The 17,076-nt window shown below is 71.3% G+C and carries 17 protein-coding genes; 4 read left to right on the top strand and 13 right to left on the bottom strand.

The window, feature by feature from the left end:
- Position 1: 1 nt before the first annotated feature.
- The 11 genes from JRI60_RS08250 to JRI60_RS08200 form a co-directional block, all read right to left on the bottom strand.
- The gene (locus tag JRI60_RS08250; RefSeq protein WP_204225303.1) at positions 2-517 is read right to left on the bottom strand and encodes a phage tail protein; all 516 of its coding nucleotides are present in this window, start codon (positions 515-517) and stop codon (positions 2-4) included.
- On the bottom strand, positions 504-3,095 hold the full coding sequence (locus JRI60_RS08245; protein WP_204225302.1) for a putative baseplate assembly protein: 2,592 nt from the start codon (positions 3,093-3,095) through the stop codon (positions 504-506). The genes JRI60_RS08250 and JRI60_RS08245 overlap by 14 nt, the downstream gene beginning before the upstream one ends.
- Positions 3,095-3,529, bottom strand: coding sequence for a GPW/gp25 family protein (locus JRI60_RS08240; protein WP_204225301.1), 435 nt, complete (start codon positions 3,527-3,529; stop codon positions 3,095-3,097). Before JRI60_RS08240 ends, JRI60_RS08245 begins: the two co-directional genes overlap by 1 nt.
- Positions 3,526-3,864 (bottom strand): hypothetical protein, encoded by a 339-nt coding sequence (locus tag JRI60_RS08235; RefSeq protein ID WP_204225300.1) that lies wholly within the window; start codon positions 3,862-3,864, stop codon positions 3,526-3,528. The genes JRI60_RS08240 and JRI60_RS08235 overlap by 4 nt, the downstream gene beginning before the upstream one ends.
- Positions 3,865-5,385 (bottom strand): phage baseplate assembly protein V, encoded by a 1,521-nt coding sequence (locus JRI60_RS08230; RefSeq protein WP_204225299.1) that lies wholly within the window; start codon positions 5,383-5,385, stop codon positions 3,865-3,867.
- Complete coding sequence (locus JRI60_RS08225; RefSeq protein ID WP_204225298.1) at positions 5,382-6,122, bottom strand: hypothetical protein; 741 nt, start codon at positions 6,120-6,122, stop codon at positions 5,382-5,384. The genes JRI60_RS08230 and JRI60_RS08225 overlap by 4 nt, the downstream gene beginning before the upstream one ends.
- A 1,107-nt stretch (positions 6,123-7,229) precedes the next feature.
- Positions 7,230-7,718, bottom strand: a complete 489-nt coding sequence (locus JRI60_RS08220; protein WP_204225297.1) for a phage tail protein — start codon at positions 7,716-7,718, stop codon at positions 7,230-7,232.
- On the bottom strand, positions 7,711-8,922 hold the full coding sequence (locus JRI60_RS08215) for a phage tail sheath family protein (protein ID WP_204225296.1): 1,212 nt from the start codon (positions 8,920-8,922) through the stop codon (positions 7,711-7,713). The genes JRI60_RS08220 and JRI60_RS08215 overlap by 8 nt, the downstream gene beginning before the upstream one ends.
- Before the next feature lies 1 nt (position 8,923).
- Positions 8,924-9,607: a carboxypeptidase-like regulatory domain-containing protein gene (locus JRI60_RS08210; RefSeq protein WP_204225295.1), complete on the bottom strand. Its 684-nt coding sequence runs from the start codon at positions 9,605-9,607 to the stop codon at positions 8,924-8,926.
- A gap of 161 nt (positions 9,608-9,768) precedes the next feature.
- Positions 9,769-10,977 (bottom strand): hypothetical protein, encoded by a 1,209-nt coding sequence (locus tag JRI60_RS08205; protein WP_204225294.1) that lies wholly within the window; start codon positions 10,975-10,977, stop codon positions 9,769-9,771.
- Between the two features lie 90 nt (positions 10,978-11,067).
- Positions 11,068-11,982, bottom strand: coding sequence for an SRPBCC family protein (locus JRI60_RS08200; protein ID WP_204225293.1), 915 nt, complete (start codon positions 11,980-11,982; stop codon positions 11,068-11,070).
- A 203-nt stretch (positions 11,983-12,185) separates the two neighbouring features.
- Between JRI60_RS08200 and JRI60_RS08195 the strand changes: the two genes are divergently transcribed.
- A complete protein-coding gene (locus tag JRI60_RS08195; protein ID WP_204225292.1) occupies positions 12,186-12,878 on the top strand; it encodes a hypothetical protein in 693 nt (230 codons plus the stop codon).
- A gap of 11 nt (positions 12,879-12,889) precedes the next feature.
- A complete protein-coding gene (locus JRI60_RS08190) occupies positions 12,890-13,456 on the top strand; it encodes a hypothetical protein (protein ID WP_204225291.1) in 567 nt (188 codons plus the stop codon).
- On the opposite strand, the gene JRI60_RS08185 is transcribed toward JRI60_RS08190, so the two are convergent.
- On the bottom strand, positions 13,446-14,096 hold the full coding sequence (locus JRI60_RS08185; protein ID WP_204225290.1) for a hypothetical protein: 651 nt from the start codon (positions 14,094-14,096) through the stop codon (positions 13,446-13,448). The two genes, JRI60_RS08190 and JRI60_RS08185, sit on opposite strands and share 11 nt — an antisense overlap.
- A gap of 174 nt (positions 14,097-14,270) precedes the next feature.
- On the opposite strand from JRI60_RS08185, the gene JRI60_RS08180 reads away from it, so the two are divergent.
- Entirely contained in the window at positions 14,271-14,807 is a 537-nt protein-coding gene (locus JRI60_RS08180) for a CBS domain-containing protein (RefSeq protein WP_239470408.1), read from the top strand.
- A 288-nt stretch (positions 14,808-15,095) separates the two neighbouring features.
- Here the strand turns inward: JRI60_RS08180 and JRI60_RS08175 are convergent, their stop codons facing one another.
- Positions 15,096-15,758 (bottom strand): RNA polymerase sigma factor, encoded by a 663-nt coding sequence (locus JRI60_RS08175; protein WP_239470407.1) that lies wholly within the window; start codon positions 15,756-15,758, stop codon positions 15,096-15,098.
- Between the two features lie 270 nt (positions 15,759-16,028).
- Here JRI60_RS08175 and JRI60_RS08170 point away from each other — a divergent pair, with 270 nt between their 5' ends.
- Positions 16,029-17,075, top strand: a complete 1,047-nt coding sequence (locus tag JRI60_RS08170) for a hypothetical protein (protein ID WP_204225289.1) — start codon at positions 16,029-16,031, stop codon at positions 17,073-17,075.
- Position 17,076: the final 1 nt, after the last annotated feature.

Below are 17,076 nucleotides of genomic sequence, written 5' to 3'. Positions count from 1 at the left end.
CTCAACTGGCTCCTGGTATGGGCTGCCCGAAGTGCAGCTCGTAGGTGACGTAGGCGGGCTTCTCCCGCTCGATGATGGCCTCCACCATGGGCCGGTGCGGGGCCAGCTCGGCCGGGGCTCGCACGCGCAAGTGGAAGGGACGGGGACGCCCGTTGGCACCGGGCACCCGCTCCTCGATGACGAAGTCCTCGCGCCCCGTGGCCGTGCGCAGGAAGAGCAGCAGCCCCCGGGCCGTGCCGCGCCAGCGCGACAGCTCCACCGCCGCGGCCACCAGCTCGCGCATGCGTCCCAGGCCCGTGGTGACGGGCACGCCCAGGTCCACCCAGCGCGCCAGGAAGGGCACGAAGCGCTCCGGCGCGCGCAGCGGGTCGAAGAGCGACGGCAGCCCGGCCAGCGCGGCCTCGGAGGGCGCGTGCAGGGCCTCCATCACGTCCAGCAGCGCCACCAGGGGACCGCTCTCGTCGAGCGTGCGCTGGAAGACTCCGGGCAACAACCGGGCGATCTCATTCCGCTTCATCGACCGTCACCACCTCGAGCTCATGCGCGCCCGACACCAGGAGCCAGGTGGGAGGCAGCGTCACCTTCTCCGCGAACTCCTGCGTCGAGCAGTTCTCGTACTGGCCGCCCGGCTTGCGCTGGCGGTGGACGCCGGCCGGGCCTCCCGCGAGCAGCAGTCCCCCACCGGGAGCCACCGCCAGGGCCTGCACGGGCTGGAAGAGGCGTTCGCGCTCGCGCAGCGGCAGGCCGCTGTCCACGCCGGGGCGGCTCCACGTGGCGTCGCGCCGGCTCGCGTCCACCCAGAGCACGCCCGCGCGGTGCGTGGCGGCGTAGGCCATGGCCCCATCGAAGGCGAGTGCCAGACAGCTTCCGCCATCCCAGCCCTTGTCGAAGGCGCGCCACCCGTCCGGAGGATCCACCGGGCCGAGCAGCTCCCAGCTCATGCACCCCTTGCCCGGATCCGCGCCGCTCGCCGCGGCCAGTGCCGCCCAGAGGAAGGAGCGAGGTCCGTCACGCTGCACCTCCAGCGCGCGCACGTCCTGGTTGCGCAGGCCGATGTGGCGGAAGCTGTTGCCTCGCCCACCGGTATGGGAGAGGTAGACGCCGCGCAGGCTCATCCCCGCCACCGCCACGCTCACCCCGCCGCGCGCGTCCGGGGAAGCGGCCACGGCGAAGAAGCCCAGGTCGTGGTCCGACGGGTCCACCAGCACCTGGAGCGGCGTGGCGCCCTCCTCCACCGCCAGCTCGAAGAGGCCCACGCGCGTGGCAATCAGCAGCACGGGCACTCCGTCGCGCACCATCCACGCCAGGTCTTCCACGTGGTCCAGCGTGTGCGTGGCGCGCTGCCACGTCTCGCCGCTGTCCAGCGACAGGTGGAGGCGGGAGCGCTGCGGGTCCTCCGTCAGCCGCGCGGCCACGGCCACCAGCCCCGCGCGCTGCGGGTGGGCTTCCACCACCTCCACCTGCTCCCCGGGGAAGCGGCCCACGCGCTCCCAGCCATCCGCGTCGGTGACGGTGCGGAAGAGGGCATCCCCGCCCCCCGCATAGAAGGTGCGCGGCTGGAAGGCGTCCTCGGAGAGCGTCCGCACGTCCCGGGGTACCTCCTCCACCAGCAGGCGCACCTGGTCCACGTAGCTGACGCCGGGCTCGGCGAGCAGGGTGTCGTAGAGGTGCGAGGCGCGCAGGGACTGGCCGAAGCGCCAGCCTCCCGGTTGCAGCCGCGTGGGCAGCGGATTGAGGGCCAGGTGCAGCCGCTCCAGCGAGCGCCGCTTCAGCGCCACCAGGTCCTCCGCCCGGTGCGCCACCACGCGCGCCCGCACGCGCACCGTCTTGTAGCGCGCCCAGCTCACCTGGCACGTGGTGCCCAGGGGCCGCCGCTCCTCCAGCGCCTTCTGGATGCGGGCGCGCGCCTCCTCCGTCTCGTGCTGTCTCAGCGACTCCTGGGTGACGCCCTCGCCCGAAGGCCCCTGCACGTTGGGTGGCAGGTACGGCACCAGCAGCACCTCCACCGCACCCGGCAGCGCGTGCGCCCAGAGCTGGGCCTGGGTGAAGGCCTTCGCGCGGGCCACCGCGCCCGAGCTGCGCATCGCCAGCCGCTCGTAGTCCTGGGCGGTGATGGCGCGCCCCAGCGAGTGCAGCTCCTGCGGGCCCCGGACGAGCGCGTTCTCCAGCGTCTCCGCCGCGCGGCCTCCCACGGCGGGCGCGGGGTTCGTCACCTTCACCCCGGGAATCGCCACCTTGAGGGTGTCCAGGGCGCCCGCGGCCACGTTGCCCGCGAGCCCTCCCCCGCGCAGGTACCACAGGACGATGGCCCGCCCCGGCTTCGGCACCGCCGCGAGCGCCCGGGGCTCGGCCGACAGCGCCCCGTCCTCCCCCGTCATCCGCGCCGCGGGCGCGAAGGTGATGGTGCCCGTCATCCGGTCCACCACATATGCGGGCTCGTCCGGTGGCAGGTTGGAGAAACTCTCCACCTCGCGCCAGATGCGGAACGTCTTGTCCCCGAGCTTGCGCGCCGGCACGCGCCCGTCCAGCTCGCCGGGCGCGGCCTCCACGCCCACCATCAAGTCCCGCCCGTCCCCCGTGGGTGCCACGATGGGCGGGCGGCGCGCCGTCACGGTGAGGCCGGGCTGCCCGGTGCCGATGCCCGCCAGCTCCGCCTCCACCTGCTCCCCGTGGTGGGCGAGCACCTCCACCTCCGTGCCTCCCTGGGGAATGAGCGCGGGCTCCGCGGTGAGGAAGATGACGGGCTCGGCTCCCGCCTCGGTGCGCGAGGGGGTGACGCCCGTACCGCGAGGAATCTCCACCGGCCGCTCTGCGGGGCGGGCGAGGATGAAGCGCAGCTTCACCGTGGCGGCGCTCGGCGCTTGCAGGCGCACGCCGATGAGCCGGAGGAACTCGACGTAGGCCTTGTCCGGCAGCCGGTTGAGCCGGTAGAGCATCGTCTCCGTCAGGTGCGCGAACACCTCCAGCAGCACCATGCCCGGGTCATGCGGGCTCAGGTCGGTCCACTCGGGGCTGCTCCGCGCGATGCGGTTGCGGGCCTCGTCCAGCAACTGCTGGAAGCTCCGGTCATCCAGGTTGGGCGAGGGCAGCGTCATCAGGCGGGCCCACCCATGAGGTCGAACCCGAAGAACACCCGGTCCGCGCGCTGCGTGGCGCGCACGCGGTACTCGAGCGAGACGTCGAGCCGGAAGGGCTCCTCGGCGCTCCGGTTGGCGTCCAGGTGGAGGATGTCGATGCGAGGCTCCCAGCGCTCCAGCGCCCGGCGCACGTAGTGGATGGCCAGACCCGCGGTGGTGTCGTCGTTGGGAGCGAAGACGAGCCGGTGCAGCTCGCAGCCGTAGTCCGGACGCATGACGCGCTCGCCGGGCACGGTGGACAGCAGCAGGAGGATGGCCTGACGGACCGAGGCCTCCTCCTGCACCAGGGAGATGCCACCCGAGGGCGACAGGCGCAGGCCCGCGGGTCCGATGCCGACGGCATCGAGGTCTGGATGGAGGAAGCGCCAGGAGCGGTAGCGGGGGGCGTTCATTCGACCTCCGACACCAGCGTCTGGCCAGGAACGGTGACGTGGTACTTCACCACGCCCGGCGGCGTGCCATCGGAGAGGCCCGTCACGATGTCCAGGACGACGGGCTTGCCGTCCACGCGGATGAAGGGCGAGTAGCCGGCCCGCACCTTCAGCGTGGTGGTGCACGGCTTGATGGTGGGCCCGATGTTGGGACAGCCGGCGATGGGCCGGCCCTCGGGGTCCGCCTGCACGAGCACCGGGCGGCCCTCGATGGTCACCCAGGATTGGGAAGCGGTGAGACCGACCTTGCCCAGGTGCGCGCACTGCATCAATGCGTCCACGGTCACCCAACGCATTCAGCCTCTCCTCCGGAAATCGATGGTCGCCGCTTCGATCGTGACGGACTTGCCGGGGGCTTCGATCTCGAGCGCCGTCTCGGCATGCAGGCGGACGACGTGGGGAGACAGCTGCAGGTAGCTGCCCGCCTGGTCCTCCAGCCGGAGCGTGCGGGTCTCGTCGTTGAAGCGCAGCTTGAGCCCCCCGGGGGTGAGCAGGTTGAAGCGGCTCACGCCCGAGCCGGAGACGCCCGCGTCCGGCGGTCCGCTCGTGCCGTAGAGGCCCCCCACCACCACGCCCTGTGCCGGGTCCTCCTCCGAGAGGACGAGCAGCACCGTGTCCCCCACGTCCGGCAGCATCACCAGGCCCTTGCCCGCCCCGGCGCCCGCGCAGAGCACCTGCATCCAGTCCGTCTCCACATCGCCGCAGGTGGGCAGCGAGACGCGGACGCGCCCCTTGTGGTCCGGGTCGTCCACCCGGCTCACCACGCCCGGCACCACCGAGGAGGCACGCGAGCGGGCCCGGCGCGGAGGCGGCTCCGAGGAGAGCTCGGAGATGAAGCCGTGCCGCGCATCCAGGGTGTGCGTCACGGAGGTGAGGACGTACCGCCCCGCCACCACCGGCACCACGCCCCGCAGGTCCACGCGCGCTCCCGGGCGCAGCCGCGGGTCTCCCTCCGCGATGCCGGTGAACACCACCTCGCGGGCCAGCCGGTGGTCCAGCTCCGCGCGGGCCAGGGCCTCGGCGTGCGCGGTGCCCTCGGTGCTCTCGTTGACGAGGGCGCGCTCGCCACTGCCCCCCACGCGCTCCGGTGGCACGGAGGCCTCCACCCGCCGGCCCACGCGGCCCTCGGAGACGCTGGCCTTGTTCATCTCCGCCTGCAGCGGGTTCCACCCCGCCGAGGACACCGAGCGGCACGCGGGGTCCCCGTTCACCTCCACGTGGGCCTCCAGCAGCGACTCGCCCAGCACCAGCGGCACGGGCTCTCCCTCTCCCTCCAGGGACAGCAGGCGCAGCACGCCCTCCTCCAACACCAGCCACAGGCCACAGCGCTCCGCCCTCTCCACGAGGAACTCCAGGTCCGACTGTCCGTGCTGGATGAGGTGGCGCCAGAGCGGACCGGGCTCGGAGTCCTCGACGGAGAGGCCGAGCTCCGACACCAGCTCGCGCGCCAGGTCCCGCAACGACACCTGCACGTGCGCCCGCACCGGCTGCCGCTTGCGCAGGCGGTGGAGCAGGTCGTAGCCCCGGACGCGCACCTGTCGCGAGCCGGCGGCGCCATGGACGTACTCCACGGCCGTCACCTCTCCCACGAAGAGCGGCTCGCGACGGGCGGCCACCGCGATGCGCAGCGTGCTCCCCGGTGGCAGGCCCCGCGTGGCCAGCGGGCCCTTCGGATCCGTGAAGGTGAGCTCGCACTGCGTCGGGAGCGACAGGCGCCGCTGGACGCGTACCGATTCCAGGGCGCGCAGCTCCTCGTTGGACAGGGGCGTCCCGCCCACCTCCACGCGCAGCTCGGGCAAGCCTCGGACGGACCTCATGTTCCCCTCCGAAGCGCCGAGGCCGGTGGCAGGCGCAGCACCGTGCCCGTGTCCAGGTGCATCGGGTCGTCGATGCCGTTGAGCGAGGCGATGAGCCTCCACATCGAGGGGTCCCTGTAGCGCTCCCAGGCGATCTCATCCAGGCGCTGCCCAGAGCCCGGCTCCGGCCCCCCGATGATGGGCAGGTTGTCGAAGGACTCGGGGGGAAGTCCCGCCGCCACGGCCTCGGCCGTGATGCCGTCGGTGGGGACACGAGGGGCCTCGGCCTGCTGGGCCACGTCCTCCTCCACGCGCAGCAGGCGCAGCGAGAGCCAGGAGCGCCGGGGCGAGCCAGTGAGCGTGAAGTGCTCGAGCCGCTCCGCCACCGAGGCCACCACGCACGACATGTTCAGGACCTTGCCCCACACGACGCGCATCAGTGAGGGGCGGCCGTAGCCGTCCTCGGCATGCGCGTTCTCCGCGAGCTGCCACAGCGGGCGCGTCAAATCCCTCACGTCTTCCGACGTCACCGTGGAGCCCGCCAGCGTCACGTCGAAGAGGAGCTGCAGCTCGAGCTCGGTGGTGCCGCCTCCCGTGAAGAGCAGTGGGTCGTCCGTCAGCCCCACGCCCGTGAGCAGGCCACCGGGTGCCCTCCGCGGCCGCACGCCCGCCGTCCGGCGCATCACCAGCGTCTCCGGGTTGAGCAACGCTCCCAACCGGGTGCCCTCGGGCTCGATGAGGAAGGCCACGCGCTCCATCACTCTCCTCGCTGTTCACGCTCCAACCGGCGCAGCCGCTCCCAGTCTCGGAGCACGGCCAGCGGATCGGTGGGTTCGATGGATGGGAGCGCCGGTGGCTCCGGCCATGGGCGGGAAACCTCGGTGGGCTCGGGCGGGAAAAGCGTCTCCGTCACGCGCCTCTCGCGAGCGCGCGGAGGCTCCTGTGGCTCCAACCCTGGCGGTGAGAGTGGAGAGGAGCGAGTCACCGGCGATGGATTCGTGCCTCGTGGAGGGATTCGCGGCGAGGCGGGCAACGGTTGGCCGTGCGAGCCCAGACGTGGTCCGTGGAAGGACTCGGAACCCGGGCGTTCCGTGGGGATGGGTGTCTCGGGGAGGGGTCGCAGAGGGAGTGCTCTCGGCCGGGTGGAGCGCACGGGCTGACGTGTGCCCGTGGAGCGTGTCTCCGGTGCGGTGTGTCCCTGGAATGGGCGACCCGGGCTCTCGCGTGGAGGGTGGCCCGAGGGAAGGAGCACGCCAGGGCGTGGTGCGGTGGAGGATGGTGGGGCGGGCGCACGAGGCGCCTTGAACGAGACCGCGCGCGCCTCCGTCCGAGATTCCGCGAACCGCATCGGATTCACCGGCCAGGACGCACCCGGCCCCGGGAGATGGGGAGCGGGTGGTTCCGACGGGCGCACCTCCGGTGCTCTCCGTGACGGCACGGCTTTCTCTTCCGGGCGGACGCGCGGTCGGAACCGGAGCCCGGGCATCGCGGGAACGACGGGCTTCGATTGCGTCCGGGAAGGCTCGACGGCGGCGACAGGCTTCGTCGGCTCCGGCCGCTCCGGCTGCTCGCCCTCCAGCTCCAGTCCCTCGAGCAGGTGCGGCGCACCCCGCCGCACGCGCTCCACCCAATCCGCCGGAGGTCCCCTCCGCGTCGCCTGCATGAGTCGCAGCCAGTGCTCGGGCGGGCCTCCTGTCTCCAGGTGGGAAGACGGCGGGACGGGTACCCTCACCCCAGCCCTCTCCCGGAGGGAGAGGGAGTCTTCCACGGGCGCTCCGGCTGACTCCAGGACGGACTCCGCCCAGCCCTTCACCCACCGCGCCACCGCGTGGACCAGGGCGCTCCCCCGGCTCCTGCTGGCAGCTTCATCCGCCACGGTTGATGGACTCGAAGACCAGCGTGAGGGACTCGATCGCCACCATCTGCCCGAGCGCATCCAGCGGCGCCCCTCTCCACTGCGAGGGCCAGGCATCCACCAGGTTCCAGCGGAACACCTCCGTGATTCCGTCCGGCCCCGTCATCATGATGGAGACGTTCTGCCGCGTCGGCACGCCGTTCACCGATTCCATGAACCAGTTCCACAGCTCGCGCGAGGTGGTCAGCCCGTAGCGCAGGGTGACGTCGCCGTAGGACACGGGCCCGGCCAGCCGCCGGACCACCGGCCCCGCGCCTCCCTCGCGGAAGCGCAGTGCCTCCACCTTCACCTCCAGCCCCTGGCACTCGGTGAAGCGCGCCTGGCTCACGCCATTGATGTCCATCCGGAAGTTGTATCCACGCAGCAGCTCCGGCTGCGTTCCCGGCTGGGCCCCCTCCTGCGCCGGGGGTGGGGTCTGTGCCTCCTTGGGATCAGCCACGGCCAGCCTCCTCCGCCCGCTCCGCACCGCCCGCGTACTGGCCGATGCGGAAGATGATGAACTCGGCCGGCTTCACCGGCGCGATTCCGATGACGGCGACCAGCTGCCCCGCGTCCACCACCTCGGGCGGGTTCGTCTCGTCGTCACACTTCACGAAGTACGCTTCCCGCTCCGTGCGGCCCACCAGCGCGCCGTCGCGCCACAGCCGCTTCAGGAAGGCGCCCACGTCGCGCTCCACCGAGCGCCGCGTCGACATGTCGTTCGGCTCGAACACCACCCAGCGCGTCCCCTGCCCGATGGTCTCCTCCACCATGTTGAACAGGCGGCGCACGTTCAGGTAGCGCCACTCCGGGTCGTCCGACAGCGTCCGCGCGCCCCACACTTTGATGCCCTCGCGGAAGATGCGGATGCAGTTGACGCCGCACTGGTTGAGCACGCCCTGGTCCTCGCGTGTCACCTGCACGGGCAACCCGTCCGCCGCGCGGACGATCTCATTGGCTGGCGCCTTGTGCACCCCGCGCAGCCCGTCCACCCGTGCGTAGATGCCCGCGATGTGCCCCGACGGCGGCACGTTCACGAGCTTCTTCTCGCGCTCGAACGGGTCGTACATGGAGATCCACGGGTAGTAGTACGCGCCGTACTTCGAGGCCCGTGCCCGCACGCCCTTGGAGCGGCGCGGGCCCGGTGCCCCCTCCCCGCCCGCCGATGGAAGCGAGACCGTCGCCACCTCGCACAGCTGCTCGACGGTGGCGTCCTCGGGCGCGTCCAGCACCGCCACGCGGTCCTGCATCTGCTCGGCGTGCGTGAGCAGCGCATCGTAGTCGTCCGGTCCGGTGAAGCCGGGCGCCGCGACGATGGCCACCTCGTCCACCTCGCGCAGCACGTCCAACCCCTCCCGGCGCTGCACGCCGCCCGCGAGGCGCTGGCCGTCTCCGATGTTGACGACGAAGCAGCGCGTCCCTCCGTTCTGGAAGAAGCCGTACACGGCCAGGGCCAGGGGCGTGCTCTTCACGTCCTTGCCCTGGGCGAACACCTTGAGGAACTCCGACCAGTTGCGGATGAGCACGGCCTCGTGCTGGCGCACGCCGGGGTTGGGGGCCCTCCCCACGAAGCCCACCGTGCTCGTCCCCACCGCCTCCAGGGGCTTCGCTCCGGTGGACACCTCCTCCACGTAGATGCCGGGTGTCAGGTAACTCGTCGCCACGTCAGCCCTCCTTCAACGGCAGGCGCACCAACAGCGCTCCCTCCTCGGTGGGGAGCTCCTCGGTACGCACCGCGAGCACTGCACCCTTCGCACGCACCTCCAGCCGTCCGAGCGGCGTATCGGAGGGCACCGAGGCGAAGCGGAAACGGCCCTTCGCGTCGGTGCGCACGCTCAGTCCCATGGACGGCAGCGCCACCAGCGCATCCGCGATAGGAATGTCGCCGGGTCCCACGACACGGCCCGGCAGCACCGTCGCCGGCACCGCCCGGGTGATGAGCGGCACCCGGATGAGGGGAACGGCCGGCATGGGGCGCTCGCGCTCCAGCGGCACGCGCAGGCGGAAGGCGGGCCGGGGCGCCACGCCCAGCGCCGTCCACAACGGCACCGGCACGGGCGAGAGGTCCACCTCGAAGTCCGGCTCCTCCAGCGCCGCGAAGACGAGCTCGCCCAGCAGGTGGTGGGCACGCTCCGGAGATTCCCCACCCGTGGTGACGAGGTAGCAGAGCGACACCCGGAGCGGCGGCCGGCGCGACGTGCGGGGCGGAGGCGCCGGGCCCAGCTCCAGCAGATAGAGCCCCACGCCCCGGTCCACGCTGTCGCGGTCCGGCACGGCCAGGGAGATGGGCGCGTCGCCGAGCACTCGACCCACCCAGTCCTTCATGCGCTGATCGACTTCATCGATCATAGGCCCCTTCACCGAGGTTCCGGGGTATTCGAGAGTTGGCTCGCGCACCCTTCATCGGGACGCCGCGAGACTGGGCATGTGCCAGGGTCCAGGGAATCGCGCTCCAGGGAGGGAGCGACGTCCGTGCGCCGACACTCGGGTGTCGCGGAGGAGCGCGAGGCTCAGCGATTCGGCCAGTCGGCCAGGAGCCGTCTGACCGTGGCCTGCTGGCTCCAGCCCACCTTTCCGCTCAGCGACCGCGGGGGCCGTTCGGCGGAGAGGATGCGGATCTTCCACACCGGGGCGTGGGAGTCATAGCGGGCCTCCCACGCGCTCCAGCGCACGCCACCCGAGGCGGCCACGGCGCGCTCCACGCATGCATCGAAAGCGGCCTCCGAGGGCAGATAGCGGAGCTGCTCGATGATGAGGGGGATGTCGTGTGGCCGCACGAAGAAGGAGGGCCGTGTGCCGAGGATGGCCCGCAGCACGTCCATGCCCCGGTCCTTCGGGAGGAAGGCGGCGTAGCCGGGACGGAGCACCACGTAGCCGCCCTGGGAGTAGCTGCCCTCGAGGGTGGCCTCGTAGCAGACCACGTCGGCCAGGGGCTCGGCGGACGCGACCCCGAGCAGCGGCGGCTGGCGTCGCATCTCCAGCAGGACCGCGAGGAGCCGGAACTGCTTCGGATCCTGGATGAGGACCTTGCGCTCGCCCTCGACGTGCACGCCGCCGAGCCTGAGCTGGATGCCGTCCCCGGAGATGGAGCGCAGGGGAACCTGCACGGGCTCGCCCGCGTGGGGCAGCCACACGAGCCGCTCGGTGGTGAGCCAGTACCTGTCGGGGCGCGACACGCCATGGACGGAGTAGACGATGAACAACACCAGGAGCGCGATCGACCCGGGGTGTCCGTCGAACCGGGCGAGCAGCATGCACAGGATGAGCAGGGCTTGAATCCGGCGCCAGACCCACACATTCATCGCCTGGCCCTCCAGCAGGCGCACCTCGCCCGCTGCCAGCTCCAGGGGAATGGGCCGGAAGACGAGCCCTTCGAGCCGGCCAAGCGCCTCCGCGAATGAAGGCGTGCCGGAGACGCGAGACAGCTCACCGAGCCGCTGAAGGACGAGCGCCTCCAGCCGGCGCTGGAGTCCCCGCACGTCGCGGACGGTGGTGAGCACCGGCAGTTCCTCCGGCCAGCGGTCCGTCTGGGCGCGGCGCTGGATGCGAGTCACTGCCTCGTCGAGCGCGGCCTCATGGCGCAACACGCCCGGGATGACATCGGGCCGCGCGCGCAGGCGGCGCTTCCACCTTCGGCCCGACAGGAGCGATTCCAGGAGGGCATGGCGCGCATGCGCGGCCTCCAAAGTCTCGACCCGGCCCTCGAGCTGGCGTCGCACGTCCTCAGGAGAGGGGCCGCGCTCGCTGGAGCGGGGAGACACCTCTGTGCGCACGCGCTCGGACATGCTGTGGCGAGGGAGCCCCGGCCCTCACCCCGCCCGTTTCAGCTCGGCGATGCCCGCGTCCGCCGCCGGAGCCGGAGTCGAGGTGGGAGCCACCGCGGCCTCACCCGCGGGAACGGGCTGCGCGGGAGCCGGCTCGACCAGGGGAGCCGCCTCGCTCGGCGAGGCCGGGGCCTGCTCACCCGGGGGAGGAGTCGTGGCCGACGGCGTGGGGGCCGTCTCGCCCGGAGCGGCCACCTGCGAGCCATCCGGGGAGATCACCTGCGCCCCATCCGTGGAGCCAGTGGCCGGCGCGGCGCCCTCCCCGAGCGGGGAGGGAGGCGGCTGCGCGGAAGCGGGCGGCTGCGAGGGCGCCGCGACCTGCTCCCCTGGAGGAGTGGAAGCCGGCGAGGGCGGCGCCTCGACCGCCAGGGGCGGGCCCGACTCCAGCTGCTTCTTCAGGTTGGCGAGGCCCTCCTCGAGGTGCGCCCCGAGCTTCGACTTGATGAAGGGAACGGCGTAGTGCGCGAACGGGTTGCCACCGATGTCCCCCTCGTCCACCCAGGTCACCCGGGTGCCGGACTCCATGGCGGTGAGGGAGATGCGGCCGTGCATGAGGTACCTGCCGCGATCCACCGAGGTGTCATAGGCCACGCCCGTCTTGGGATCCGCCTCGGTGAGGGAGAGGGTGCCGCTGCCCACGTCCTCGCCGCTCCAGCTGCGCACGGCGCCGACGCCCACTGCCGTCCCGCCGAACACCCACCGGGTACCCGGGTACGTCTTCACGTTCCACGAGGACCAGTCCTGCCAGCGCTGGACGTTGGCCACGAAGGCGTACACCGCCTCGGGCGGAGCGTTGATGGTCGTCGAGCGCTCGACGCGGAACTTCGACGGCAGCACGAGGCCCACGAGGAGGACGAGCCCCCCGAGGGCCGCGAAGGCGAGCAGGATCTTCTTGAGCATCGAGCAACTCCAGGGGCCGGATGCACCCGGGCGACACACCGTAGCAGACCCCACCGATCGGTCGAGCCCTCCCGGAGGGAAGTCCCCCACTGCTTCACATGCGCCTGCCTGCCCTGCCAGGAGGTGAAACCGTGTCTTCGTGACTTCCTCGTGCCTTCATGACTTCTTCGCCGGACCGGGGTGGCCCCGGAGGGGACGGAGCGATGATCACATCAGTCAATCCGAGGAGTGCCCGTTACGCGCGCGCGCTCGCCTGCATGCTGACACTGGCGGTGGTGCCAGGCGCCCAGGCCCGGGTGCAGGAGGAGGCGGACATGCCGGCCTCGGAGTCGGAGGGCACCGAGTCCACCCCGGTGACGCCCTCCGACCCCGACACACAGGAACCCCTGCCGTGGAAGACCCGGTTCGGAGTGGTGGCGGAGGCAGGAGCGCCGGAGGGGTTGGGGCTCTCGGCACTCGTCCAGCCGATGCGCCGGATGCGAGTCACCGCCGGGGCCTCGAGGAACCGCCTGGGCTTCGGGGTGCGAGGGGGCCTCACGTTCATCCCCTTCGAGCTCTTCCTCTCGCCCAGGGTGGACATCGGCTTCGGCCATTACTTCAAGGCGGACTATGGCGCGCTGCTGAGCCAGCTCCATGGCCAGTCCACCCCGGTGGCCACGGGCATCCGCGAGCTGGACTACAACCAGGTCACCGGCAGCCTGGGGCTGGAGTACTCGCCGTCGCGCTACGTGACGCTCTTCGGCGCCGTGGGGTACAGCTACTGGTTCGCGTCGGTGAGGGACGTGGCCCTCTTCATCCGCGACGAGGCCAGCACCCCGGGCATCACCGCGAAGCCCCTGGCATTCAGCCTCACCAGCCCGGTGGCGAAGCTGGGGCTGATCATCTACTTCAACTGACGGGGACCTCCATGCGTGCCCTTTCCCGAGTGCTCCTGCTGTCCGCCCCCCTGCTGCTTGCTCCTGGCTGCCGGAAGATCGCCGACACCTTCTTCGTGGTGGACGCCGAGAACGAGGAGATCTGCAAGACCGAGCAGGGCATCGAGTTCCCCGCCGCCGCGCCGGGCTCGCAAACGCTGAGCCATACCTTCGTGTTCCCCCTGGGGGAGATCGGCGCGGACCTCCCCGAGGGGCGGCTGGAGACGGAGTTCCGGCTGCGCCTGTTCGACTTCGGCGCCACCGGAGGAGAGGTGGACCTGAACGGAATCGAGTACGCGAAGGTATCCCTGAGGCGTGAGGGCTCGACGGAGATCATCCGGACGCTGCTCGAGTACCGCCGCTCGTCGCAGACGGACTCGCCCACGCGGCTGACATTGCGCGGAGGGGAAGCGGCGAGCGTGCCGCAACTGGCGCGCGCTGACCGGCTGGAGCTGGTGTTCGAGGCACAGGGAGAGCTGCCACAGCAGGCGTGGACGGCGGACATGAGGGCCTGCGCCGGACTGTGGGCCCGGGTGCACTACTTCCACATCATCTTCTGACGGACGTGCGCACCAGCCGCTCCACCCACTCCCTGGCCCTGGCGTTCGCCTGCATCAGGAAGTCGAAGTGCCCGGCGCGGATCCTCTCCACCAGGGCCCGGTCTCGCGCGATGACCTCGGAGGCACTCCACGGAAAGGTCCGGAGCAGAGGCTCATCTTCGTCACCATCGGTGGCGGCCTCCAGGTGGCTCGCGTAGGTGTCGAAGAACTGGTCGATGCTCGAGGCGACGGGCACGGCGTACAGCGCCTCGTAGACGTCGACCCACACCACGGGCTGGGGCTCCTTCCCGCTCACCAGCCCCGGCACCGTGGCATAGCAGTAGGCCAGCCGGTCATCCTTGGCGAACACGAGCAGCGAGCCGAACGGCTCGGCCCAATCGCTCCGCCAGTACTCGTTGACCCTGTGCAGATCGGGCCGCCGCTCGTGCCTCTCCGGGAAGAGATACAGCTCGTCCCTCACCCACAGGTAGCCCACCCGCGCGTGCACCGCCGCCAGTTGCGCGTCCATCGGCTGCCCCGCCACGGATGTCTCCACGGAGCCTCCGGGCGCGAGCGGTGGCTCCAATTTGAACGGATGTGCCCGCCTCCGACACACCTCCAAGAGGCGATCGAAGCCGGGCAGCGCGGTCACGGGCTGCATTCCTGGGTCTCCCTTGCATGTCCTACGCGGTCACCCCACTGTAGATGACCGGCGAAGTCATGTCACGAAGCGAGCCGCACCAAGAGCCTGCCGCCGTCCAGGCGCTCCTCGTTCTCCCAGCTCGCTGGCATCAGCGGGACCGACACCCCACGTTCATCCCGGAGGTCCGTCCCCATGCCCCATGTCGTCGACGACTTCATGACCCGTGCCGTGCACACCATCGGCACGAAGAGTCCCTTGAGCGAGGCACATCGGATCATGAACGACCACGCCATCCGCCACCTCCCCGTGCTGGAGGGAGGAAGGCTCGTGGGCGTGGTGTCGATGAGGGATCTGCACCTCATCGAGACCCTCAAGGGAGTGGACCCCAAGGAGGTCACCGTCGAGGAAGCCATGTCCCAGGATGCCTACACCGTGTCTCCTGGCACCGAGCTCACCGAGGTGGCTCGCACCATGGCCCAGCACAAGTACGGCTCCGCCGTCGTCGCCCGCGGTGGCCACGTGGAGGGCATCTTCACCACCATCGACGCACTGAAGGCGCTGGAGGCGATCCTGTCCTCGCCCCGCCAGCCCTCCAGGACGAGCGCTCGGCGCAAGGCCGCGACCCGGAAGAGCACCCGGGCCGCGACGAAGCGCCCGGCCGGGAAGCGCACGGCGAAGAGCCCCGCGCGCAAGGCGGCTCCGGCTCGCAAGCGCGGGGGACGACGCTAGTGGAGTGTCCACGAAGTCTTTGGACAGAGTCCGAGGGCCCGTGGATGTCCCCTCTCCCTCTGGGAGAGGGCTAGGGTGAGGGTCTTCCCCCCTGGAGCGCATGACCCCATGGGAGTTTTCACAGCGGACGGCGAGGGGGCGGTTGTGTGCCGCGATGCAAGCCGGGCGAGGAACACGAGGGTGACGACCCTCACCCCCCGCCCTCTCCCAGAGGGAGAGGGAGCATGCGCAACACGACTCTGTCCACGAACTTCGTGGACACTCCACTAGGACGAGGCACTCCCCTCATTACACCGGCAGCTCCGCCCGGCCCTGGCTCCAGCCCCCACCCCGAGAACTCCCGCCGCCCTCCTCCACCTCCGGCGGCATCAGGAGATCGCGGAGCTTGCGCCGCGCGCGGATGAGCCGAGTGCCCACGGTGGCCTTCGGGATGCGCAGCTGCCGGGCGATCTCCTCGTAGGAGCGGCCCTCGAGCGAGTGGAGCCGGTACACCTCGCTGAACTCCACCGGAAGCCGCTCCAGCGCGGCGTGGATCTGCTCCAGGGAGAAGGCCGCCCACGCCTGGGGTGGCTCGGCCTCGGGAGCGGCGAGGCACTCCTGCAGCTCCTCCACGGAGACCCCGCTCCGCCGCTCACACGTCCGGCCGCGGCACCGGCTGATGAAGCAGTGGCGCAGGATGGTGAACAGCCAGGCCCGGCCATTGGTGCCCTCCTGGAAGCGGTCGTAGTGGCGCAGGGCGCGCTCGAAGGTGTCCTGCACCAGGTCCCGCGCATCGGCCGCGTTGCCGCACAGGCGCAGGGCGACGGCGTGCAGCGCGCGCTCGTGCTGTTGGACGAGGCCGTGGAACCCGAGGACCCCGGGAAGGGCGGGCATGGAGGTCTGGGACGACGCGCAGATGGAATTCATGAGCAGTCCCCAGAGCAAGGGGCGCACCAGCGCGAAGAACGCCACGAAAGGGGGGTTTCGCCGCTTCCGGAGGCCCTCGGCGGGCAAGGATTGCCTGGTGGAGCCGGGGTGGCGCGGGCAAGCCCTGCCAGAGCAGGCAAGGATTGCCCGGTCAGGAGCGGGCAACCGGGCGGGCCCCTATCCGTAACGCAGCCGCGGCGATTTCCTCCCGCGCGGGCTCGAAAATTCTTGGGAAGTTGGAGTCCCACCCGGGCGCGTGGCGCCAGTGCGACTCGTGTACGCTCCCGTCGCCCTGAACGGAGGCCCGAGGGACGCATGCGATCGACAGGTCTGGTGGTGGTGCTGTTCTTGAGCGGCTGCCGGCAGTCGGCCTCTCCCGAGCCGGCGACGGACGCTCCCACGCCGGAGATCGTGCTCGAGCAACCCGCCGGCCCTGGCGAGGAGAAGACCCCTGGCGCGGAGAGCGCCCTCCCTGGCACTCCCGGAGAGCCCCAGAAGGCTCCGGGGGAGGAGGTTCCCGATCAGACGTGGTCGGCGCGCTCGGCGAACGGGAACGCGGAGGTCCGGCAGACCGCGCTGCGCAACGGGAAGGAGCGCCGGTGCTCCCTCGTCTCGACGGTCTCGCCGCTGTCAGGTGAGCGGAGCGTGGTGTCGCGGTGGGACACCTGCATCGCCCGGCGGGAGCAGCTCAAGTTCGTCTCCCCGGATGGGAAGCGGGTGCTCGTGGTCGATCCGTTCCCCACCCCCATCCAGGGCGACTGGAGGAACGTGGAGGTCGCCACGCTCTACGAGCATGGCTTGCGCGTGACGGGTGCGACGGCCGGGGAGCTCATCGGCGCGCTGGACGAGGCGCGGGAGCCCACCGCGCGCTTCGCCTGGGTGAAGGGCGAGGCGGGCCTGCCCGGCACGCCACCGCGCTACTCCTCCGATGGGAAGCGGGTCGAGCTCGAGACGGTGGATGGACGCTCGGTTGGCCTGGGCTTCGAGGGCCAGGGCTTCCCGGTGCCGGCCGCGGGAGCGAACACCGCCAGCGCACCGGCCATGTACCAGTACGAGGACGCCAAGGGGACACGCCACTTCGTGAGCTCGCTCAGCGAGGTTCCCACCCGGTACCAGGCCCGGGCGGTGGCGGTGAGGGCCGAGGTCGGCATCGTTCCCGCGAGCACCCCCGTCGCGAGCGAGGAGCCGCGGCCTTCCGAGGCCGAGCGTCCCGCCTCACCCGGTGCGGGCAAGGCCGAGACGGCCCTGGAGGACCTTCAGAACCCGTCCCCCACCCAGCTCATCAAGAAGGCCCGCGAGGAGGCGAAGAAGCTCGAGGAAGTCCAACGCGACAAGGCGAAGCAGTTGGACTCCCTGCGCTGAA

It is taken from the genome of Archangium violaceum, from assembly GCF_016887565.1.
GTDB classification, from domain to species: Bacteria; Myxococcota; Myxococcia; order Myxococcales; family Myxococcaceae; genus Archangium; species Archangium violaceum_B.
This window is presented reverse-complemented; position numbering and strand designations above follow the sequence as displayed.

Excerpts from the sequence above, each read along its gene's own strand:
- JRI60_RS08250 (WP_204225303.1), bottom strand. The coding sequence starts at position 517 with ATGAAGCGGAATGAGATCGCCCGGTTGTTGCCCGGAGTCTTCCAGCGC.
- JRI60_RS08245 (WP_204225302.1), bottom strand. The coding sequence starts at position 3,095 with ATGACGCTGCCCTCGCCCAACCTGGATGACCGGAGCTTCCAGCAGTTG.
- JRI60_RS08240 (WP_204225301.1), bottom strand. The coding sequence starts at position 3,529 with ATGAACGCCCCCCGCTACCGCTCCTGGCGCTTCCTCCATCCAGACCTC.
- JRI60_RS08235 (WP_204225300.1), bottom strand. The coding sequence starts at position 3,864 with ATGCGTTGGGTGACCGTGGACGCATTGATGCAGTGCGCGCACCTGGGC.
- JRI60_RS08230 (WP_204225299.1), bottom strand. The coding sequence starts at position 5,385 with ATGAGGTCCGTCCGAGGCTTGCCCGAGCTGCGCGTGGAGGTGGGCGGG.
- JRI60_RS08225 (WP_204225298.1), bottom strand. The coding sequence starts at position 6,122 with ATGGAGCGCGTGGCCTTCCTCATCGAGCCCGAGGGCACCCGGTTGGGA.
- JRI60_RS08210 (WP_204225295.1), bottom strand. The coding sequence starts at position 9,607 with ATGATCGATGAAGTCGATCAGCGCATGAAGGACTGGGTGGGTCGAGTG.
- JRI60_RS08200 (WP_204225293.1), bottom strand. The coding sequence starts at position 11,982 with ATGCTCAAGAAGATCCTGCTCGCCTTCGCGGCCCTCGGGGGGCTCGTC.
- JRI60_RS08195 (WP_204225292.1), top strand. The coding sequence starts at position 12,186 with ATGATCACATCAGTCAATCCGAGGAGTGCCCGTTACGCGCGCGCGCTC.
- JRI60_RS08190 (WP_204225291.1), top strand. The coding sequence starts at position 12,890 with ATGCGTGCCCTTTCCCGAGTGCTCCTGCTGTCCGCCCCCCTGCTGCTT.
- JRI60_RS08185 (WP_204225290.1), bottom strand. The coding sequence starts at position 14,096 with ATGCAGCCCGTGACCGCGCTGCCCGGCTTCGATCGCCTCTTGGAGGTG.
- JRI60_RS08180 (WP_239470408.1), top strand. The coding sequence starts at position 14,271 with ATGCCCCATGTCGTCGACGACTTCATGACCCGTGCCGTGCACACCATC.
- JRI60_RS08170 (WP_204225289.1), top strand. The coding sequence starts at position 16,029 with ATGCGATCGACAGGTCTGGTGGTGGTGCTGTTCTTGAGCGGCTGCCGG.